At 65.9% G+C, this 18,557-nt stretch carries 15 protein-coding genes and 1 pseudogene; 2 read left to right on the forward strand and 14 right to left on the reverse strand.

Going from position 1 to position 18,557, the window contains the following annotated elements; all coding sequences use genetic code 11:
* Window positions 1–137: 137 nt before the first annotated feature.
* Window positions 138–1,187, forward strand: a complete 1,050-nt coding sequence (locus QZ772_RS16645; RefSeq protein ID WP_295528584.1) for an adenosine deaminase — start codon at window positions 138–140, stop codon at window positions 1,185–1,187.
* Between the two features lie 23 nt (window positions 1,188–1,210).
* Complete coding sequence (locus QZ772_RS16650) at window positions 1,211–1,549, forward strand: hypothetical protein (protein WP_295528587.1); 339 nt, start codon at window positions 1,211–1,213, stop codon at window positions 1,547–1,549.
* Window positions 1,550–1,634: 85 nt separating this feature from the next.
* On the opposite strand, the gene QZ772_RS16655 is transcribed toward QZ772_RS16650, so the two are convergent.
* The 14 genes and pseudogenes from QZ772_RS16655 to QZ772_RS16720 all read right to left on the reverse strand — a co-directional run.
* Entirely contained in the window at window positions 1,635–3,173 is a 1,539-nt protein-coding gene (locus QZ772_RS16655) for a SpoVR family protein (protein ID WP_295528590.1), read from the reverse strand.
* Between the two features lie 24 nt (window positions 3,174–3,197).
* A complete protein-coding gene (locus QZ772_RS16660) occupies window positions 3,198–4,478 on the reverse strand; it encodes a YeaH/YhbH family protein (RefSeq protein ID WP_295528618.1) in 1,281 nt (426 codons plus the stop codon).
* A 40-nt stretch (window positions 4,479–4,518) separates the two neighbouring features.
* Complete coding sequence (locus tag QZ772_RS16665) at window positions 4,519–6,441, reverse strand: PrkA family serine protein kinase (RefSeq protein ID WP_295528593.1); 1,923 nt, start codon at window positions 6,439–6,441, stop codon at window positions 4,519–4,521.
* A 571-nt stretch (window positions 6,442–7,012) separates the two neighbouring features.
* Window positions 7,013–8,158, reverse strand: coding sequence for a molecular chaperone DnaJ (dnaJ, locus tag QZ772_RS16670; RefSeq protein ID WP_295528595.1), 1,146 nt, complete (start codon window positions 8,156–8,158; stop codon window positions 7,013–7,015).
* An 89-nt stretch (window positions 8,159–8,247) separates the two neighbouring features.
* Window positions 8,248–10,191: a molecular chaperone DnaK gene (dnaK, locus tag QZ772_RS16675; protein ID WP_295528598.1), complete on the reverse strand. Its 1,944-nt coding sequence runs from the start codon at window positions 10,189–10,191 to the stop codon at window positions 8,248–8,250.
* A 104-nt stretch (window positions 10,192–10,295) separates the two neighbouring features.
* Complete coding sequence (grpE, locus tag QZ772_RS16680; protein ID WP_295528601.1) at window positions 10,296–10,853, reverse strand: nucleotide exchange factor GrpE; 558 nt, start codon at window positions 10,851–10,853, stop codon at window positions 10,296–10,298.
* 191 nt (window positions 10,854–11,044) lie between these two features.
* On the reverse strand, window positions 11,045–11,401 hold the full coding sequence (locus QZ772_RS16685) for an FKBP-type peptidyl-prolyl cis-trans isomerase (RefSeq protein ID WP_295528620.1): 357 nt from the start codon (window positions 11,399–11,401) through the stop codon (window positions 11,045–11,047).
* 63 nt (window positions 11,402–11,464) lie between these two features.
* Window positions 11,465–11,806, reverse strand: a complete 342-nt coding sequence (locus QZ772_RS16690; protein WP_017759147.1) for a winged helix-turn-helix transcriptional regulator — start codon at window positions 11,804–11,806, stop codon at window positions 11,465–11,467.
* Between the two features lie 87 nt (window positions 11,807–11,893).
* Window positions 11,894–12,748 (reverse strand): archaetidylserine decarboxylase, encoded by an 855-nt coding sequence (gene asd, locus QZ772_RS16695; protein ID WP_295528603.1) that lies wholly within the window; start codon window positions 12,746–12,748, stop codon window positions 11,894–11,896.
* A gap of 125 nt (window positions 12,749–12,873) precedes the next feature.
* Entirely contained in the window at window positions 12,874–13,467 is a 594-nt protein-coding gene (locus QZ772_RS16700; protein ID WP_295528606.1) for a DUF3299 domain-containing protein, read from the reverse strand.
* 16 nt (window positions 13,468–13,483) lie between these two features.
* Window positions 13,484–14,350, reverse strand: coding sequence for a tetratricopeptide repeat protein (locus tag QZ772_RS16705; protein WP_295528608.1), 867 nt, complete (start codon window positions 14,348–14,350; stop codon window positions 13,484–13,486).
* 111 nt (window positions 14,351–14,461) lie between these two features.
* Window positions 14,462–16,834: an MBL fold metallo-hydrolase gene (locus QZ772_RS16710; protein ID WP_295528610.1), complete on the reverse strand. Its 2,373-nt coding sequence runs from the start codon at window positions 16,832–16,834 to the stop codon at window positions 14,462–14,464.
* A gap of 177 nt (window positions 16,835–17,011) precedes the next feature.
* Window positions 17,012–18,004, reverse strand: coding sequence for a tripartite tricarboxylate transporter substrate binding protein (locus QZ772_RS16715; RefSeq protein WP_295528612.1), 993 nt, complete (start codon window positions 18,002–18,004; stop codon window positions 17,012–17,014).
* 48 nt (window positions 18,005–18,052) lie between these two features.
* Window positions 18,053–18,557 (reverse strand): annotated as a pseudogene (locus QZ772_RS16720) (UxaA family hydrolase); the annotation flags it as partial.

Consider the following 18,557-nt stretch of genomic DNA (forward strand, 5'->3'; position numbering starts at 1 on the left):
AAGGGGCGCACCCGGCGGCCCGGCAGAGCCGGTTCCGCGGGGGCACCGGCAACACCTACGGCCGCTTTCGAGCGGCCGTTTTCCATTTCGCCGTGCCTTTATTCTTGAGCATCGTCTTTGCACCACCGGACGCCACCATGAGCCTGCCCTTCGACCCCGCCGCCATCCCCGCCGAGCGCCTGCCCGAATTGCTGCGCACCATGCCCAAAGCGGAACTGCACATGCACATCGAGGGCTCACTGGAGCCTGAACTGATCTTCGCGCTGGCGCAGCGCAATGGCGTGGCCATCCCCTATGCCAGCGTGGAAGAGCTTCGCCAGGCCTATGCCTTCACCAATCTGCAGAGCTTTCTGGACATCTACTACGCCGGCGCCAGCGTGCTGCTGACCGCGCAGGACTTCTACGACATGGCCTGGGCCTACCTGCAGCGCGCCGCGGCCGATCACGTGCGCCGCACCGAGATGTTCTTCGACCCGCAGACGCACACCGAGCGCGGCGTACCGATGGCCACGGTGATCGGCGGCCTGCACCGCGCCTGTGTCGATGCGAAGTCGGCGCTTGGGGTGGATGCCGTGTTGATCCTGTGCTTCCTGCGCCACCTGAGCGAGGAGGCGGCCTTCGAGACGCTGGAGCAGGCGCTGCCCTTCCGGGACCGGTTCATCGGTGTGGGCCTCGATTCGAGCGAGGTCGGCCATCCGCCCGAGAAGTTCGCCCGCGTCTTCGCGCGCTGCCGGGAACTGGGCTTCCACCTCGTGGCCCATGCTGGCGAGGAGGGCCCGCCAGCCTATGTGTGGAGCGCGCTGGACGTGCTCAAGGTCGAGCGCATCGACCACGGCGTACAGAGCACCAAGGATCCGGCGCTGATGAAGCGCCTGGCCGCCGACCGCATTCCTCTGACGGTCTGCCCGCTGTCCAACCTCAAGCTGTGCGTGTTCCCGCAACTGTCGCAGCACAACCTGGGGCAGTTGCTCGACGCGGGCCTGGTCGCCACGGTGAACTCGGACGACCCGGCCTACTTCGGCGGTTACATGAACGAGAACTTCCTGCAGACCTTCGCGGCCACCGGTTTGACAGCGCAGCATGCCTGGCAGCTGGCGCGCAATGGTTTCGAAGGCAGCTTCGCGGATGCTTCTGCCAAGCGGGCATGGCTGGACGAAGTGGACGCGCATTTCGCGTCATTCGCCTGAGCGCCGCAGAACCGGAATCCACCGTGCACCACCGTGCGCTTAGACATTGGCTGCTTCCAATCCTGTTCTGCGTGCTCGCAGGTTGTGCAAGTCGCCATGAGGACGAGATCGACATCGCTTACACCGGCTATTCAGACGAGCGCGTCGTTCAGGAGATCCGGCGGCTGGAAGCAAATCCATCCGCCAAGCCCACGCTGCCCCTACATCGCGTGCAGTACCTCGGCAGGCGGGCGTATCTGCTAACGTCGCCCTGCTGCGACCAGTTCAACTATCTCTACAGCGCCGAGGGCGTTCTACTGTGTGCGCCCTCGGGTGGCCTGACCGGGCGCGGCGATGGGAAATGCCTTGGCGAGGTGAAGTAGCGCGCCAGCGGCCGCTCGCCTGTCCGCGGCCTCAAGGTACACGCCAGCCTTTGCGCGCGTTGTACTCAGCAGCGTCTCTGAAGCGCTAACCGCGCTTCGGGCTGACCGTCTTGCGATAGCCCACCCGCCCCTTGTCGTCCACACTTTCCAGGTGGACATCGAAGCCCCATAGCCGCGCAACGTGCTTGAGCACCTCGGGCGTCTCTTCGTGCAGCGGCCGGTTGTTGCGCTGGGTGTGGCGCAGCGTCAGCGAGCGGTCGCCGCGCAGGTCCACGTTCCAGACCTGGATGTCGGGCTCGCGGCTGCCCAGGTCGTACTGCCGCGCGAGCGATTCGCGCAGGGCCCGGTAGCCGGCTTCGTCGTGGATCGCGGCTACTTCCAGTTCCGGATCGGCCTCATGGTCGCGGATGGCGAAGAAGCGGAAGTCGCGCATCACCTTTGGGCTCAGGAACTGGCCGACGAAACTCTCGTCCTTGAAGTTGCGCATGGCATAGTCCAGCGTCGTCAGCCAGTTGGAGCCGGCGATGTCCGGAAACCACTGCCGGTCTTCCTCGGTGGGCTTCTCGCAGATGCGCTTCAAGTCGCTGTACATCGCGAAGCCGAGCGCATAGGGATTGATGCCGCTGTAGGCCCGGTGGCCCACGGGCGGTTGGTACACCACCGCCGTGTGCGAGCTGAGCCACTCGATCATGAAGCCGTCGGCCAGCAGGCCGCGGTCGTACATGGTGTTGAGCAGGGTGTAGTGCCAGAAGGTGGCCCAGCCCTCGTTCATGACCTGCGTCTGGCGCTGCGGATAGAAGTACTGCGCCACCTTGCGCACGATCCGCACCACCTCGCGCTGCCAGGGTTCCAGCAGGGCGGCGTTCTTCTCGATGAAGTACAGCAGGTTCTCCTGCGGTTCCTCGGGGAAGCGGCGTGCGGACTGCGGGTCCTGAGTAGCCGCAGCACCGCGCGGCACGGTGCGCCACAGGTCATTGAGCTGGCGCTGGATGTAGGCCTCGCGTTCAGCCCGGCGTTCCTTCTCCTGCGCCAGCGAACGCTTCTGCGGCCGGCGATAGCGGTCCACGCCGTAGTTCATCAGCGCGTGGCAGGAGTCGAGAAGGTCTTCCACGGCCTCGACGCCGTTGCGCTCTTCGCACTCGGCGATGTAGTTCTTGGCGTAGACCAGGTAGTCGATGATGGACGAGGCATCCGTCCACATCCGGAAGAGGTAGTTGCCCTTGAAGAAGCTGTTGTGGCCATAGGCCGCGTGGGCGATCACCAGCGACTGCATGGCCATCGTGTTCTCCTCCATCAGGTAGGAGATGCACGGGTCGGAGTTGATGACGATCTCGTAGGCCAGGCCCATGTGGCCGCGGCGGTAGTTCTTCTCGGTGGCAATGAACTGCTTGCCGTAGGACCAGTGACGGTAGAGCACCGGCATGCCCACGCTGGCGTAGGCATCCATCATCTGCTCGGCCGAGATGATCTCCAGCTGGTTCGGGTAGGTGTCAAGGCCGAAGGCGCGCGCGGTCTTCGCGATCTCGTCGTGATAGGTCTCGATGAGTTCGAAGGTCCAGTCGGACGGGCTGGGCAGGCGCTCGGGCGCGCGCTCGAAGAGGGGGGGCAGGCGGGACGGGGTCATCGTGTCCTTGGCTCCTGACGGCGCTCAGGCGGCGGCCGCCGCGCCTTCTTTCTTGAACAGCTCGCGGAACACCGGGTATATGTCCTGCGCGCTCGACACCTTGCGCATCGCGAAGTGGCCGAAACGCTCTTCGAGCTGCGTGTACTCCTGCCACAGGTTCTGCTCGGCCTCGGCCACCTGCACATAAGCGTAATAGCGCACCAGCGGCAGGATCGAATCGGCCAGCAGCTCGCGGCAGCGCCCGCTGTCCTGGTGCCAGTTGTCGCCGTCGCTGGCCTGCGCGCCGTAGATGTTCCACTCGCTGCTGGGATAGCGCGCGCGGATGATGTCGCGCATCAACACCAGCGCGCTCGAGACCACCGTGCCGCCGGTCTCGGTGGCATGGAAGAAGTCGTCCTCGCTCACCTCCTGTGCCTGCGTGTGGTGGCGGATGAAGACGAGCTCGATCTTCTCGTAGTGCTTGGTGAGGAAGAGGTACAGCAGCATGAAGAAGCGCTTGGACATGTCCTTGCGCGCCTCGTCCATGGAGCCGGAGATGTCCATGAGGCAGAACATCACCGCCTTGGCGCTGGGCACCGGCGTGCGAACCCGGCTACGGTAGCGCAGGTCGATGGGGTCGATGTAGGGCACGTGCCGCGCGCGGCGGCGGATGCCGTCCAGCTCGTCCTGCAGCGACTTCATCAACTCCGCATCGGACTCGGGCTCTCGTGCCAGGTCCGCGATGCGGGCCTCGAGCGCGCGGATGTCCTTGCGGTCCTGCCCGCCCAGCGCGATGCGCCGCGCCAGCGCGCCGCGCATGGAGCGCACCACGTGCAGGTTGTTAGGTGTGCCGTCGCTGGTGAAGCCGGCCCGGTGGCTCTTCCACTCGGGCACCTCGGCCAGCTGCGTGCGGATCAGGTGGGGCAGGGCGAGGTCCTCGAAGAAGACCTGCATGAATTCCTCGCGCGTGAGGCGGAAGACGAAATCGTCCTCGCCTTCGCCACTGTCGCTGGCCTGCCCACTGCCCGAGCCGCCACCGCCCTGGCCCTTGGGCCGCTCGATGCGGTCGCCGCGCACGTACTCCTGGTTGCCCGGGTGCACGTATTCGCGGTTGCCGCCCTGCGCATGGCCGAAGGTGGGTTCAGACACATCGCGCCGGGGCAGGGTGATGTCTTCGCCCGCCTCCAGGTTGCGGATGCCCCGGCCGCTGACCGCCTTGCGCACCGCGTCGCGGATCTGCGTGCGGTAGCGGCGCAGGAAGCGCTCGCGGTTGCCGACCGACTTGTTCTTGCCCGACAGTCGCCGGTCAATGATCTGCTGGAACATCGCCAAGGTGCAGCACCTCCATGGTGGCGGAGAGGATCGGTCAGGACGACTTGCGCACGCGCAGGTACCACTCGCAGAGCAGGCGCACCTGCTTGGGCGTGTAGCCCTTCTCGACCATGCGCGTGACGAAGTCCTCGTGCTTCTTCTGCTCGTCGGCGCTGCTCTTGGCGTTGAAGCTGATCACGGGCAGCAGCTCTTCGGTGTTCGAGAACATCTTCTTCTCGATCACCGTGCGCAGCTTCTCGTAGCTGGTCCATGTCGGGTTGCGGCCGTTGTTGCTGGCCCGGGCCCGCAGCACGAAGTTGACGATCTCGTTGCGGAAGTCCTTGGGGTTGGAGATGCCCGCGGGCTTCTCGATCTTCTCCAGCTCGGCATTGAGCGCCGCACGGTCGAAGACCTCACCGGTGTCCACGTCGCGGTACTCCTGGTCCTGGATCCAGTAGTCGGCATAGGTCACGTAGCGGTCGAAGATGTTCTGGCCATACTCCGAGTAGCTCTCGAGGTACGCCGTCTGGATCTCCTTGCCGATGAACTCCGCATAGCGCGGCGCCAGCATCTCCTTGATGTAGCCGATGTACTTCTGCTCGGTCTCGGGCGGGAACTGCTCGCGCTCGATCTGCTGCTCCAGCACGTACATCAGGTGCACCGGGTTGGCAGCGACCTCGGTGCTGTCGAAGTTGAAGACCTTGGAGATGATCTTGAAGGCGAAGCGGGTGGACACGCCGCTCATGCCCTCGTCGACGCCCGCGTAGTCGCGGTACTCCTGCAGCGACTTGGCCTTGGGATCGGTGTCCTTCAGGTTCTCACCGTCGTAGATCTGCATCTTGCTGAAGACGTTGGAGTTCTCCGGCTCTTTCAGGCGCGTGAGCACCGAGAACTGGGCCATCATCTTCAGCGTGCCCGGGGCGCAGGGCGCCTCGGCGAGCGAGGAGTTGCGCACCAGCTTGTCGTAGATGCGGATCTCTTCCGACACGCGCAGGCAGTACGGCACCTTGACGATGTAGATGCGGTCGAGGAAGGCCTCGTTGTTCTTGTTGTTGCGAAAGGCCTTCCACTCGCTTTCGTTGCTGTGGGCCAGCACTACGCCGTCGAAGGGAATGGCGCCGAAGCCTTCGGTGCCCTTGAAGTTGCCTTCCTGCGTGGCGGTGAGCAGCGGATGCAGCACCTTGATCGGCGCCTTGAACATTTCCACGAATTCCAGCAGGCCCTGGTTGGCCAGGCAGAGGCCGCCGGAGTAGCTGTACGCATCGGGGTCATCCTGGGCATAGGTTTCGAGCTTGCGGATGTCGACCTTGCCGACCAGCGAGCTGATGTCCTGGTTGTTCTCGTCGCCCGGCTCGGTCTTGGCCACGGCGATCTGCTTGAGCACCGAGGGGTAGCGCTTGACGACCTTGAACTGGCGGATGTCGCCGCCGTATTCCTCCAGGCGCTTGACGGCCCAGGGCGAAAGGATGCGCTGCAGGTAGCGCCGGGGGATGCCGTATTCCTTCTCGAGGATCTCGCCGTCCTCGGCCGCATCGAAGAGGCCCAGCGGCGACTCGTTCACCGGCGAGCCCTGGATGGCATAGAAAGGCACCTGTTCCATCAGCTGCTTGAGCCGTTCGGCGATGGAGCTCTTGCCGCCGCCCACCGGGCCCAGCAGGTAAAGGATCTGCTTCTTCTCTTCGAGGCCCTGGGCCGCATGGCGGAAGTACGAGACCACCTGTTCGATGGCGTCTTCCATGCCGTAGAACTCGCGGAAGGCCGGGTAGATCTTGATGACCTTGTTCGCAAAGATCCGCGACAGGCGCGGGTCGTTGCGGGTGTCGACCACCTCCGGATCCCCGATGGCCTTCAGCATCCGCTCGGCGGCGGTCGCGTAGGCCGTGGCGTCGCGCTTGCAGACGTTCAGGTAGTCCTGCAGCGACATGACCTCTTCGCGCGTGCGCTCGTACCGGGCGGTGAAATTGCTGATGACGTCCATGGGTGCACACCTCCAATGGGTCGGCAGGATTCAACAACGAGCCACAGCGGATGACCAGGCCGCCAGGCTCCGGAAACTCCTCAGACGCGGTTCCAGCATACGGCAATACCTCTGTGAGCGTGCACCTGGATTAAAGGGGCGGAAGCCGCTTAATTCTTGGGGCCACACGCTGCTGCGAAGTTCCGCTTCGCCGTTGCGCATACGACAGTACGCAAAAGACGTGCCGATGGATGCCAGTCCGGGAGGGACGCGCGTTGTCGCCCCTCAAAAGACCTACAGGCGTCAGCCCAGGCGCACGGCTTCGTAGGCTTGGGCCCTCAGGCAATAGCGCGGATGCGGCGTGGCGGTCGGGCAACAGTCTGCATGAGCGGCCCCAGTTGCAACGCGGTCTCGAGCGCGCATGTCCCACGCCAACGTGCAGTTGCCGGAATTCCCAATGATTTGCGGTGAGACCGATATTTCAGTATTTGCTCTGCGTCATCCGCGCGGGCAATAAAAAAGGCGCCGCGCGTCCTGGAACGCGCAGCGCCCTATTCCGGCGACCCGAGTTGGATCGTGCCGCGTCGGCCTGTCAGCTGAAGAATTCCTTGGCCTTGTCCAGCCAACCCTTCTCCTGCGGGCTGTGCTTGTCGCCACCCTTCTTGAGCGACTCGTCCAGGTCCTTGAGCAGCTTGCGCTGGTACTCGGTGAGCTTGACCGGCGTCTCGACGCGGATGTGGCAGTACAGGTCGCCCGGATAGCTGGAGCGCACGCCCTTGATGCCCTTGCCGCGCAGGCGGAACTGCTTGCCGCTCTGCGTGCCTTCGGGAATATCGATGGCGGCGGGACCCTTCAACGTGGGCACCTCGATCTCGCCGCCGAGCGCAGCGGTGGTCATGCTGACCGACACCATGCAGTGCAGGTCGTCGCCGTCACGCTCGAAGACCTCGTTCTTCTTCAGACGGATCTCGATGTAGAGGTCGCCCGGCGGGCCGCCGTTGGTGCCCGGCTCGCCATTGCCGGTGCTGCGGATGCGCATGCCGTCGTCGATGCCGGCGGGGATCTTCACCTCCAGCGTCTTGTTGTTCTTGACCTTGCCCTGGCCATGGCAGGTGGGGCAGGGCTCGGGAATGATCTTGCCCGTGCCGCGGCATTGCGGGCAGGTCTGCTGCACGCTGAAGAAGCCCTGGCGCATCTGAACGGCGCCAGATCCGTGGCAGGTGGTGCAGGTGATCGGCTTGGTGCCGGGCTTGGCGCCGTTGCCGTGGCAGGTGCCGCATTCGTCCCAGCTGGGAATGCGGATCTGCGCGTCCTTGCCGTCGGCCGCCTCTTCCAGCGTGATCTCCATCGCATAGCTGAGGTCACTGCCGCGGAACACCTGGCGGCCACCACCACGACGGGCGCCCGCACCGCCGCCGAAGACGTCGCCGAAGATGTCGCCAAAGGCCTCGGCGAAGCCGCCGAAGCCCTCGGGGCCTCCGCCCATGCCGCCGCGCATGTTGGGGTCGACGCCGGCGTGGCCATACTGGTCGTAGGCCGCACGCTTGTCGGCGTCCGACAGCATCTCGTAGGCCTCCTTGGCCTCCTTGAACTTCGCCTCGGCCTCGGTGGCGGCATCGCCCTGATTGCGGTCAGGGTGGTACTTCATCGCCAGCTTGCGATAGGCCTTCTTGATCTCGTCCTCGCCCGCGTTCTTGGGAACGCCGAGGACCTCGTAGTAGTCGCGTTTGCTTGCCATGGGACTCGCGCGGAAGCGGTTCGGTGGAAAACGAAAAGAGGCTGGACCACCCTTGGACAGGTGACCAGCCCCGCGTCAGCTCAAGGCATTCAGCCCTTCTTGACTTCCTTGACCTCGGCGTCGACCACGTTGTCGTCGGCCGGCTTGGCGCTCGCATTTTCTGCGCCAGCGCTACCCGTGCCCGCCGCACCCGCGGCGGCTTCGGCGGCCTGCGCGTCGGCGTACATCTTCTCGCCCAGCTTCTGGCTGGCGGTCATCAGCGCCGTGGTCTTGGCCTCGATGGCGTCCTTGTCGTCGGACTTCAGGACTTCCTCGAGCTCCTTGATGGCGGCCTCGATCTTGTCCTTTTCGCCGGCGTCCAGCTTGTCGCCGTGCTCGCCCAGCGACTTGCGCACGCTGTGCACCATGGCCTCGCCCTGGTTGCGCGACTGCACCAGCTCGACCTTCTTCTTGTCCTCGGCGGCGTTCAGCTCGGCGTCCTTCACCATCTTCTGGATCTCGTCCTCGGACAGGCCCGAGTTCGCCTTGATGGTGATCTTGTTTTCCTTGCCGGTGCCCTTGTCCTTGGCACCGACGTGCAGGATGCCGTTGGCATCGATGTCGAAGCTCACCTCGATCTGCGGCGTGCCGCGCGGTGCCGGCGGAATGCCTTCCAGGTTGAACTCGCCCAGCAGCTTGTTGCCCGAGGCGATCTCGCGCTCGCCCTGGAACACCTTGATCGTCACGGCCGGCTGGTTGTCGTCGGCCGTCGAGAAGGTCTGCGCGAACTTCGTCGGGATCGTGGTGTTCTTGGTGATCATCTTGGTCATCACGCCGCCCATCGTCTCGATGCCGAGCGACAGCGGGGTCACGTCCAGCAGCAGCACGTCCTTGCGGTCGCCGGAGAGCACCTGGCCCTGGATGGCGGCACCGACGGCCACGGCCTCGTCGGGGTTGACGTCCTTGCGCGGCTCCTTGCCGAAGAACTCCTTGACCTTCTCCTGCACCTTGGGCATGCGGGTCTGGCCGCCCACCAGGATCACGTCGCTGATGTCGTTCACGCTGATGCCGGCGTCCTTGATGGCCGTACGGCAGGGCGCGATGGTGCGCTCGACCAGATCCTCGACCAGGCTCTCCAGCTTGGCGCGAGTCAGCTTGATGTTCAGGTGCTTCGGGCCGGTGGCGTCGGCGGTGATGTAGGGCAGGTTGACGTCGGTCTGCGAGGAGTTCGACAGCTCGATCTTGGCCTTCTCGGCCGCTTCCTTCAGGCGCTGCAGCGCCAGCACGTCCTTCGACAGATCGACGCCCTGTTCCTTTTTGAACTCGGTGATGATGTAGTCGATGATGCGCTGGTCGAAGTCCTCGCCGCCCAGGAAGGTGTCGCCGTTGGTAGACAGCACCTCGAACTGCTTCTCGCCGTCGACGTCGGCGATCTCGATGATCGACACGTCGAAGGTGCCGCCGCCCAGGTCATACACGGCGATCTTGCGGTCGCCCTTGTCCTGCTTGTCCAGGCCGAAGGCCAGCGCGGCCGCGGTGGGCTCGTTGATGATGCGCTTGACTTCCAGGCCGGCGATACGGCCGGCGTCCTTGGTGGCCTGGCGCTGGCTGTCGTTGAAGTAGGCCGGCACCGTGATCACGGCCTCGGTCACCGGCTCGCCCAGGTAGTCCTCGGCGGTCTTCTTCATCTTGCGCAGCACCTCGGCGCTGATCTGGGGAGGCGCCATCTTCTTGCCGCGCACTTCCACCCAGGCGTCGCCGTTGTCGGCCTTGGAGATGGTGTAGGGCATCAGGTCGATGTCCTTCTGCACTTCCTTCTCTTCGAACTTGCGGCCGATCAGGCGCTTGACCGCATAGAGAGTGTTGCGCGGGTTGGTGACCGCCTGGCGCTTGGCCGAGGCGCCGACCAGCACCTCGCCGTCTTCCTGATACGCAATGATGGACGGCGTGGTGCGCGCGCCTTCCGAGTTCTCGATCACGCGGGTGTTGTTGCCCTCCATGATCGCCACGCACGAATTGGTCGTGCCCAGGTCGATGCCGATGATCTTGGCCATGGTGTTGTTACTCCTGAATCTGAAGAATCTGTTGTGCTGAACTTGTGGATAACCCGGCCGGATTCAAGGGATGCGCCGGGGATTTCCTGTGGAGCAATGACGAATTACTTGGGCGCCGCGACGGTGACCAGGGCCGGCCGCAGCACGCGCTCGGCGATGGTGTAGCCCTTCTGCAGCACGCTCACGATGGTGTTGGCTTCCTGCTCGGCGGGCACCATCGAGATGGCCTGGTGCTGGTGCGGGTCGAATTTGGTGCCGGCGGGCGGCGCAATCTCGATCACCTTGTTGCGTTCCAGCGCACTCTTGAGCTGGCGCAAGGTGGCCTCGGCGCCCTCGCGGATCTGCTCGGGCGTCGCTTCCTTGATGGCGAGGCCGGCTTCCAGGCTGTCGAGCACCGGCAGCATGCTCTCGGCGAAGGACTCCACCGCGAACTTGCGGGCCTTGGAGATTTCCTCGTCGGCGCGGCGACGGGCGTTCTGCACATCGGCCTGGGCGCGCAGGTACTGGTCGGCCAACTCGGCCGACTTGGCCTTCAGCTCGGCCAGTTCGGCTTCCAGGTTCTGCTCGGGCATGGCGGCTTCGGCATGCCCGGCGTCGTGCTGGGCGTCGGCTGCGGGCTGCTGGCCTTCTGGGGCGGGCGAATGGGGGGTGTTCTCCGTCATGGTCGATGGAACGTTGGGGTTCGAAACTGCCCAGCAGCTAGGGACCCCAAAGCCCTTTTCAAGGTGGGGATGCTGCGCAAAGGCTAAGAAATTTCCAATGACAGCCGTCCGGGCCATCAAGGAAGCCGATCAGGGCGAAGAAAAAGGCGGCCGCCATGGCGGGGCCGCCTTGGGACGCGAGGGGCCGGATCTCAGTGGGCGTCGAGCAGTTCGACGTCGAACTTCAGCGTGGCGTTGGGCGGAATCACGCCGCCAGCGCCGCGTGCGCCGTAGCCCAGGCTCGGCGGGATGATGAGCGTGCGCTTGCCGCCGATCTTCATTCCAGCGACGCCTTCGTCCCAGCCCTTGATCACGTGGCCGGCGCCCAGCGGGAAGGCGAAGGGGTCATTGCGGTCCAGGCTGGAATCGAACTTGGCGCCCTGCTGGCCGTCGTTGTAGAGCCAGCCGGTGTAGTGCACATGCACGTGTTGTCCAGGGGTGGCTTCGGCGCCTTCGCCGACGACGGTGTCTTCGTACTGCAGGCCGGATGCGGTGGTGGGCATGGAGATTCCTTTGGGATGGACGGGCCGCGCCGGCAGCGGGGGGCCGGGCGGAGGGGCAAACGCGCGAGTTTAGGCGGAGGGCGATGCCTCGGCCGGCGTCGCGGGTGTCTTCTTGACGAGACCGACCTGCCAGCGGCCGGCAAAGGCCTGCAGGTCGGACAGGCGCTTGAGCAGGTCCTGCCCGCTGGTGGTAAGGCAGTAGCCGTCGCCGCCATGGCACAGCAGGCCGGCTTCGCGCAGTTCCTTGATACGGGTGTTGAGGGTGTTGGGCGTGATGCCGCCCACGCTGTCCTGCAGCAGGCGGAAGGTCTGCGGGTGGCCGTCCCTCAGGGCCCACAGCACGCGCAGCGCATAACGCGCTTCGAGCAGCGCCAGCAGTTGCCGCACGGCGGCCTGGTCTTTGGAGCTCATCGGCAAACCCTCCTCGTCGTGGGCCGGGGGTGGCCCGGTAGGTCGTGTCGGGGCTGGGGCCGGCCGTGCAGCCGGTCGTGCCGCAGTCTATCGGTGCGCACCCGCGCCGGCCATCGGCTCACCCAGGCGCACGGCGCGCCCCGGTGCCCAGTCTGGGTTGAACGACAGGGCGGGCGACGGAAACAGCATCACCACCGTCGAGCCCAGCAGGAAGCGCCCCATCTCCTGGCCCTTGGCGAAACGCAGGGCCGGATCGTCGTAGCGCCATTCGCGGATCTCGCCGCCGCGCGGTGGATTGACCACGCCATGCCAGACGGTCGCCATGCTGCCGACGATGGTGGCACCCACCAGCACCAGCACGAAAGGACCGTGGTCGCCCTCGAAGACGCAGACCACCCGCTCGTTGCGGGCGAAGAGCCCCGGCACGCCGCGCGCCGTGGTCGGATTGACCGAGAACAGCGCCCCCGGCACATAGATCATGCGCATGAGCCGCCCGTCGCAGGGCATGTGGATGCGGTGGTAGTCGCGCGGACTCAGGTAGAGCGTGGCAAAGCTGCCGTCCTGGAACTGCGCCGCCAGGCCGGCATCGCCGCCGACCAGGGCCGTGGTCGTGTAGCGATGGCCCTTGGCCTGGAAGATCTGGTCGCCCGCGATGGGGCCGAACTGGCTGATGGCGCCATCCACCGGGCAGACCAGCGGCGCGTCGGCGATCGGCCGCGCGCCGGGCTTGAGGGCGCGGGTGAAGAACTCGTTGAAGCTGGGATAGCGCGCGATGTCGCTCTCGATCGCCTCGCTCATGTCGACACCGTACTTGGCGACGAAGTTGCGGATGATCCAGGTCGTCAGTGCGCCGCGCTCCTTGCCGGCCACCCAGCCTGCGAAGGAGGTCAATGCCTGCTTGGGATAGAGGTACTGGGGGAGAACGGCGAAGCGGTCGGACAAGGGGACACCGGCGATCGTGGGCGTTCGATTCTATCGAGGGGGTCCCCGCCAGCCGCCCCGGGATTTGTACGGTGCAGGCGCCTTGCGCTGCCAGCGCCGCATCCTGCGAAGCAAGGAGAAGCCCGTCAGCGTGAGCGACTCGAGTAGGGCTGCGCGGTCGCCAGCGCCATCGCGTAGCCGGCCACGCCCATGTCCGTGCGCTCACGCGTCACGGCCAGGCTGCCGCTGACCCACACGGTGTCCATGTTCGCCAGCGTCTTCGACGGCGTCTTCAGCCTGACGTGCACGATCTGGTTCGCCGGCGGTGGCGGCGTATGGATGCAGGCGCCGAAGTGCGGCACCAGCAGGAATTCCCGCAGGCCCTCCGGCCCCGACTCCAGCGCCACGACATAGCCCGCCAGGCGGATGCGTGCACCGTCCATCGCCGTGTTGGCGGGCGCTGCATCCCAGGCCTCGCGAAGGCGGCGCAGGGCGCTCTGCGCGCGGGGGTCGCCGTCGGTCAGTCGGCTGACATCCAGCCCCTTGAACTCCGCCATGGGTTGCCAGTCCTTGGGCACGAGGTCGTCCCAGCCGATGGTGCGCAGCGTCGACCCGGCCGCTTGAGGGGGCCTGGCGTCCACTGGCAGTGGCGCCTTCGGCTGCGCCTGTACGGCGCCAGCGGCGAGGAACGCGCCCGCCACAAGCGCAAGCGTGATGCTGCGGCATGAGAGTCGATGCATCGGAGGCCTTCTCACTTCAATTGATCAGGCCGAACTGCTGCTGGAAGCGCGGTCCGGCAAAACTGGGCAGGAAATGGTCATGGTCGTCGTGGGCGGAAACCCCCTCGCGGGATTTCTTGAACCACCACGTGGCCAGTTCGGCGTCCCGAGGCACGCCATCGCCAAGGCGGTAGGCCTCGGCCAGGGCACGTTGCGCATCGGGATTGCCGCTGTCGGCCGAGGCGTTGAGCCATCGCAGTGCTTGCTTGCGGTCCTGCTGGATCCCGAGTCCCGAGCGGTAGAGCTTGGCGAGTTCGTACTGCGCTGCGGGGGCGCAGCGATCGCTGGACACGGCTGCATTCCGGTAGAGGGCGGCCGCACGCGAGGGCCGCACGGGCAGGCCGCCGAGTCCATCGCGGTGGTAGGCGGCCAGGATGCACTGGGCGGGTATCGAGCCTTGCGCGGCGGCCTTGACCAGCCAGTGGGCGGCGCGGTGCGCGTCCTTGGCCAGTTGCGCCGAGCCGTTGTGGTGGAGCATGCCGAGCTCGTACTGGGCCTGTGCGTGGCCGCCCTGCGCCGCCTGCGTCATGAGCGCCGCCGCGGCGGCCGCATCCTGTCGGCCGCCGCTTAGGCCGGCGAGGTGTCGTGCCGCCCGGTAGGCCGCACGCGGATCGCCCATGCGTGCAGATTCGAGAAAGAGGGTGCGCGCTGCTTCGCGGTCCATGGACTGGCCGTGGCCTTCGTCCAGGCGCACGGCCTGTTCGTAGAGTTGTGCGGCCTGCCGGGCCGTGGCGGGCGTCGCGGCGCCTGCCGACGGGTGCGAAGGTGGCACGCCGCTCGCAATGGCGGGCATGGCTGCGGCGCACATCCCGAGCAGCATGGCGGCGATGAGGGTCGTGTTCATGGGCGGGGCTTCCTGGGTGAGCAAACTGCGCCGACCGGTCCGGCATGGAGCGCGTCCACCGCCGTGCCGGTCTAGAGCGAAGGCCGCCCGGCAGGCGGCGGCCTGCCGGCATCAGCGGAAGGTGTCGGCCACGTTGGTGGGCACCACGATCTCGCTGGCCGGCGTGAGTCCCAGCGTCACCGACTTGCCGGCCGATATCTTGGCCAGCACCGTCTGTGCATCCTGCAGGCTGGACAGCCGCTGCGTGCGCAGGTATTCCCAGCCGTTGGCGTGCGTGGTCTCGACGGGACCGCCCTGGTAGACGATGGTCGCGTTCATGCCGGGGCTGAACTGCGAGTAGTTGTTGGGCAGGAAGCCCTGGTAGGCATCGTTGACCTTGACGGCCACCTGCACGTAGTAACCCGTGGGATCGGCGACATACGGATCCAGGGTGGTCGGAATGCCCGTTGCCAGCAGGGGCAGCGCGGGGTTCTTGTTCTGCGGAGCGACGAAGCCCTGGATGATGCGGCCGCCATCCATGAGGGTCGCCGTCACCGATGGCACGCCGTTCTCGCGCCCAGGCTTGAAGGGCCCCGAGGTCTCGAGGCTGCGACGGGTGGGCGTGTTGATGTCAGTGGACTTGTAGCTGACCACCGAGCGGCGCTTTTCCAGCTGGTTCGAGAACTCGCTCGCAATGCTCTGACCATTGACGACCGGCGCATCGAAGACCTTGGAGCGCAGCGCGTCGAGCATCGTCAACTGGCGCGCGGCATTGGAGGGATCGCGGTTGTAGGCCTTCAGTGCCTGATAGACCTCGACGATGGGGAAATGGTTGGTGTGCTGCGGCGCCACGAAGTCCACGTCGAACGCGTTCTGCATGTAGCTGAAGCCCGACTGCCAGGCCAGCCGCATCCAGCCGTTGGCGCTGGTGGGCCTCTCCAGACCGTTGAAGCCGTAGCCGCCGTGGTAGCCGAAGGTGTAGAACTTGCCGTCGGTCGGGTTCTTCACCTTGAACAGCATGTTGGTGGCACCGGTAGTGTGGCCGGGCGACCAGATCACCATGATCTGCACGTTGCCGAAGTCGTACCACTTGTCGTACTGGTAGAAGTCGGTGGTGCGCGCACGCAGCACGGTTTCGCTGGCCGGCAGCGTGCCGGCGATGGTCCAGGCATTGCCCTTCAGGTCGGAGGTGATGCCGAGGGTGTCTTCCTTTGAGCCCCACAGCTTCATCGGCTTGCCGGCGTTGTCCATCATCTTCAGCTCTTCCACCGCGGTGCCGTAGTGGTCAGCATGGGCGTGGGTGAGCCAAAGATCGGTGACCGACCGCGGGTCGATGCCCACGAGCTCCATGTTCTTCCAGTACTGGTAGCCGCTGTTGGGCCAGCCGGCATCGACCTTGATCACCTTGTCGTCCGACGGATCGTTGGGCGTGCCCATGTCGGCCTTGAAGACGTACGAGGCGACTTCGTTGTCGCCGATGTAGTACATGGTGTTCTTCACCATCTCGAAGGGCTCGGTGCTGCGCGTGTAGGGCGCGGCGCTGACGCCGGTGGCGTTGATCGAGACGTAGGTTTGACCCGAAACCGGGTCGTTGCCCTTGTCCGCGAGCAGAGGGCTGAGCGTCGGTACGTCCCACACCGGCTTGCCGTCGGAGGTGGACTTGGGCGTGAAGTACCAGATCGCCACGACCTTGGCGTCGGCGGCGTTGCGGTGGTTCTTGTCGAAGACGAGGTAGGCCGCCTGCCGCGACGTCGTACCGTGGTAATAGTCGGCCGTCACCGGAATGGCGGCGAAGGTCGACGGTGCACTCTTGGCGTAGTCGGCCGTGTTTACCTCGTAGACCTTCACGGTGGGCGATACGGCGAAGGTTTCCTCGTAGCGCTTGATCGGATCGTTGTAAGGCCGCCCGGCCTGATCTGCCCGTACGACTGTCCCGTCGCCGACGGTGATGGACGTGCCTGTCTTGTTGTAGACCCAACCGGCCGCCACCATGGCGCCGGGCACGCCGGCGTTGGCGGTCACTTCGGGGCCATAGCGGGACATGTCGAACTGGGCCGCCGTCGAATTCCCCTTGGACAGAATCACGTTGAACGTGGTGGCGACATCGGTGGCCACCAGGGCGTCGGATGTCGTGGCGCCGGGCAGCCAGTCGATCAGATCGCCCGGCTTGACCGCAGCGGCCAGGGCCTTGGCGGCATCCGCCGAGGCGATCGCACCGGTCGATACCGTCTGTGGCCCCTCTTGGGTCAGAACCTTGAGCCGCACGACCGTCCCCTGGCCGGCCGCCACCGCTTCCGGCGCCGCGTACACCATGCCGGCGGTGCGCTGCGGCACCGGAGCGGGTGCAGGCGCAGGCGCGGAGGGGGTGGAGGGCGTACCGGCGCTCGGCGGGCTGGCCGGGAAAGCGATAAAGCTACCGCTGGAGCCGCCGCCACCGCAGGCGGACACGGCTGCGACAGCCAGGGTGACGGCGGCCAGGCGGCCGGGGAAACTGGGGTTTTTCATGGTTGGTCTCCTGCTTCGGTCAATCGTTTTTCATGCGCACCTCATGCCTGATGGTGCGGCGTCCAGACACTCCGGCCGCGAAGCGGCCGATCCGCCGACCTGTGCCGACGGACTGGCGGTGCTTGCAAAGGACAGCGGGCTGCCGGCCTCCACGCCGTTAGGCCCGCTTCGTTGGAATTACTCGGCCTTGATGTTGGCCGCCTTGATGACCTGTGCCCATTTCTGGACCTCGGCTTTCTGGAAGTCGGCGATCTGGGCGGTAGTCATGTCGGCCGGCTCCATGCCCAGGCTCTTCAGCCGCTCCTGCATCTCGGGCTCGGCCAGGATGGTGCGGATCTCCTTGTGCAGGCGGTCCACGATGGGCGTCGGTGTGCCGGCTGGTACGAAGATGGCCTGCCACGAGACGACTTCGAAGTCCTTCAGGCCCTGGACGCCCGACTCGGCCACGGTGGGCACGTCAGGCATGGAGCCAAGGCGCTTGGCCGAGGTGACGGCGATGGCGCGCAGCTTGCCGCTCTGGATGTGGGGGCCGGCCACCACCGTGGTGTCGAACATCATGTCGACCTGGCCGCCGATCACGTCCTGTATGGCGGGGCCGCTGCCCTTGTAAGGCACATGGGTGAACTTCACCCCCGACTTGTAGGCCAGCAGTTCCAGCGCCAGGTGCTGCGAGGTGCCGGTGCCGGCGGAGGCCGACGACAGGCCGCCGCTCTTGGCCTTGCTGGCATTCAGGACGTCCTGCAGGTTCTTGTAGGGGCTGTTGGCCGGCACCACCAGCACCACGGGATTGGTGCCGATCAGGGTGACCGGCGCGAAGGACTTGATCGGGTCGTAGCCGATGCGCGGGTACAGGCTCACATTGATCGCGTGCGAGCTGATGGTCCCGCCGAGCAGCATGTAGCCGTCGGCGGGTGCCCGCGCCGCGATCTCGGAGCCGATGCTGCCACCGGCACCGCCCCGGTTGTCGATGACCACGCTGGTGCCCAGCACCGGGCCGAGCTTCTGCGCGATCAGGCGGCCGACCGTGTCGGTGGTCCCGCCCGCAGGGAAGGGAACGAGATAGGTGATGGCTTTGCCGGAGGGCCAGTTGCCCTGCGCCAGGGCGGGAAGACCGCACGCAGCCAGGGCAGCGGCTGCGGCGGTGGTGTGGATGAAGTGGCGTCGTCGCACTCGTGTGTCTCCGTTTCTTGCTTGATCGAATGGAAGGGGAAAAGAGGGTCAGGTCACCGGCGCGGGGTTGAACAGCACCAGCTGGTTGTGCAGCTTCCACTGCTCGGCCCAGGTCCTCCTGCGGCCCGAGGCCACGTCCAGCATCAGACGGAACAGCTCCCAGCCCATGTCCTCGATGCTGGCATCGCCGTCGGCGATGCGGCCGGCGTTGACGTCCATCAGGTCGTGCCAGCGGCGCGCCAGGTCGCTGCGAGTGGCGACCTTGATGACCGGCGCCTCGGCCAGGCCGTAGGGCGTGCCCCGGCCGGTGGTGAAGACATGCAGGTTCATGCCCGCGGCCAGCTGCAAGGTGCCGCAGATGAAGTCCGAGGCCGGTGTGGCGGCATAGAGCAGGCCCTTCTGCCGCGCCTTCTCCCCGGGCGCCACGACACCGCTGATGGGTGCGGTGCCACTCTTGACGATGGAGCCCATCGCCTTCTCGACGATGTTGGACAGGCCGCCCTTCTTGTTCCCCGGCGTGGTGTTGGCGCTGCGGTCCACCTGGCCGCGTTGC

The sequence above is a fragment of the uncultured Pseudacidovorax sp. genome (assembly GCF_913773995.1).
In the GTDB taxonomy this organism is placed as follows: domain Bacteria; phylum Pseudomonadota; class Gammaproteobacteria; order Burkholderiales; family Burkholderiaceae_C; genus Xenophilus.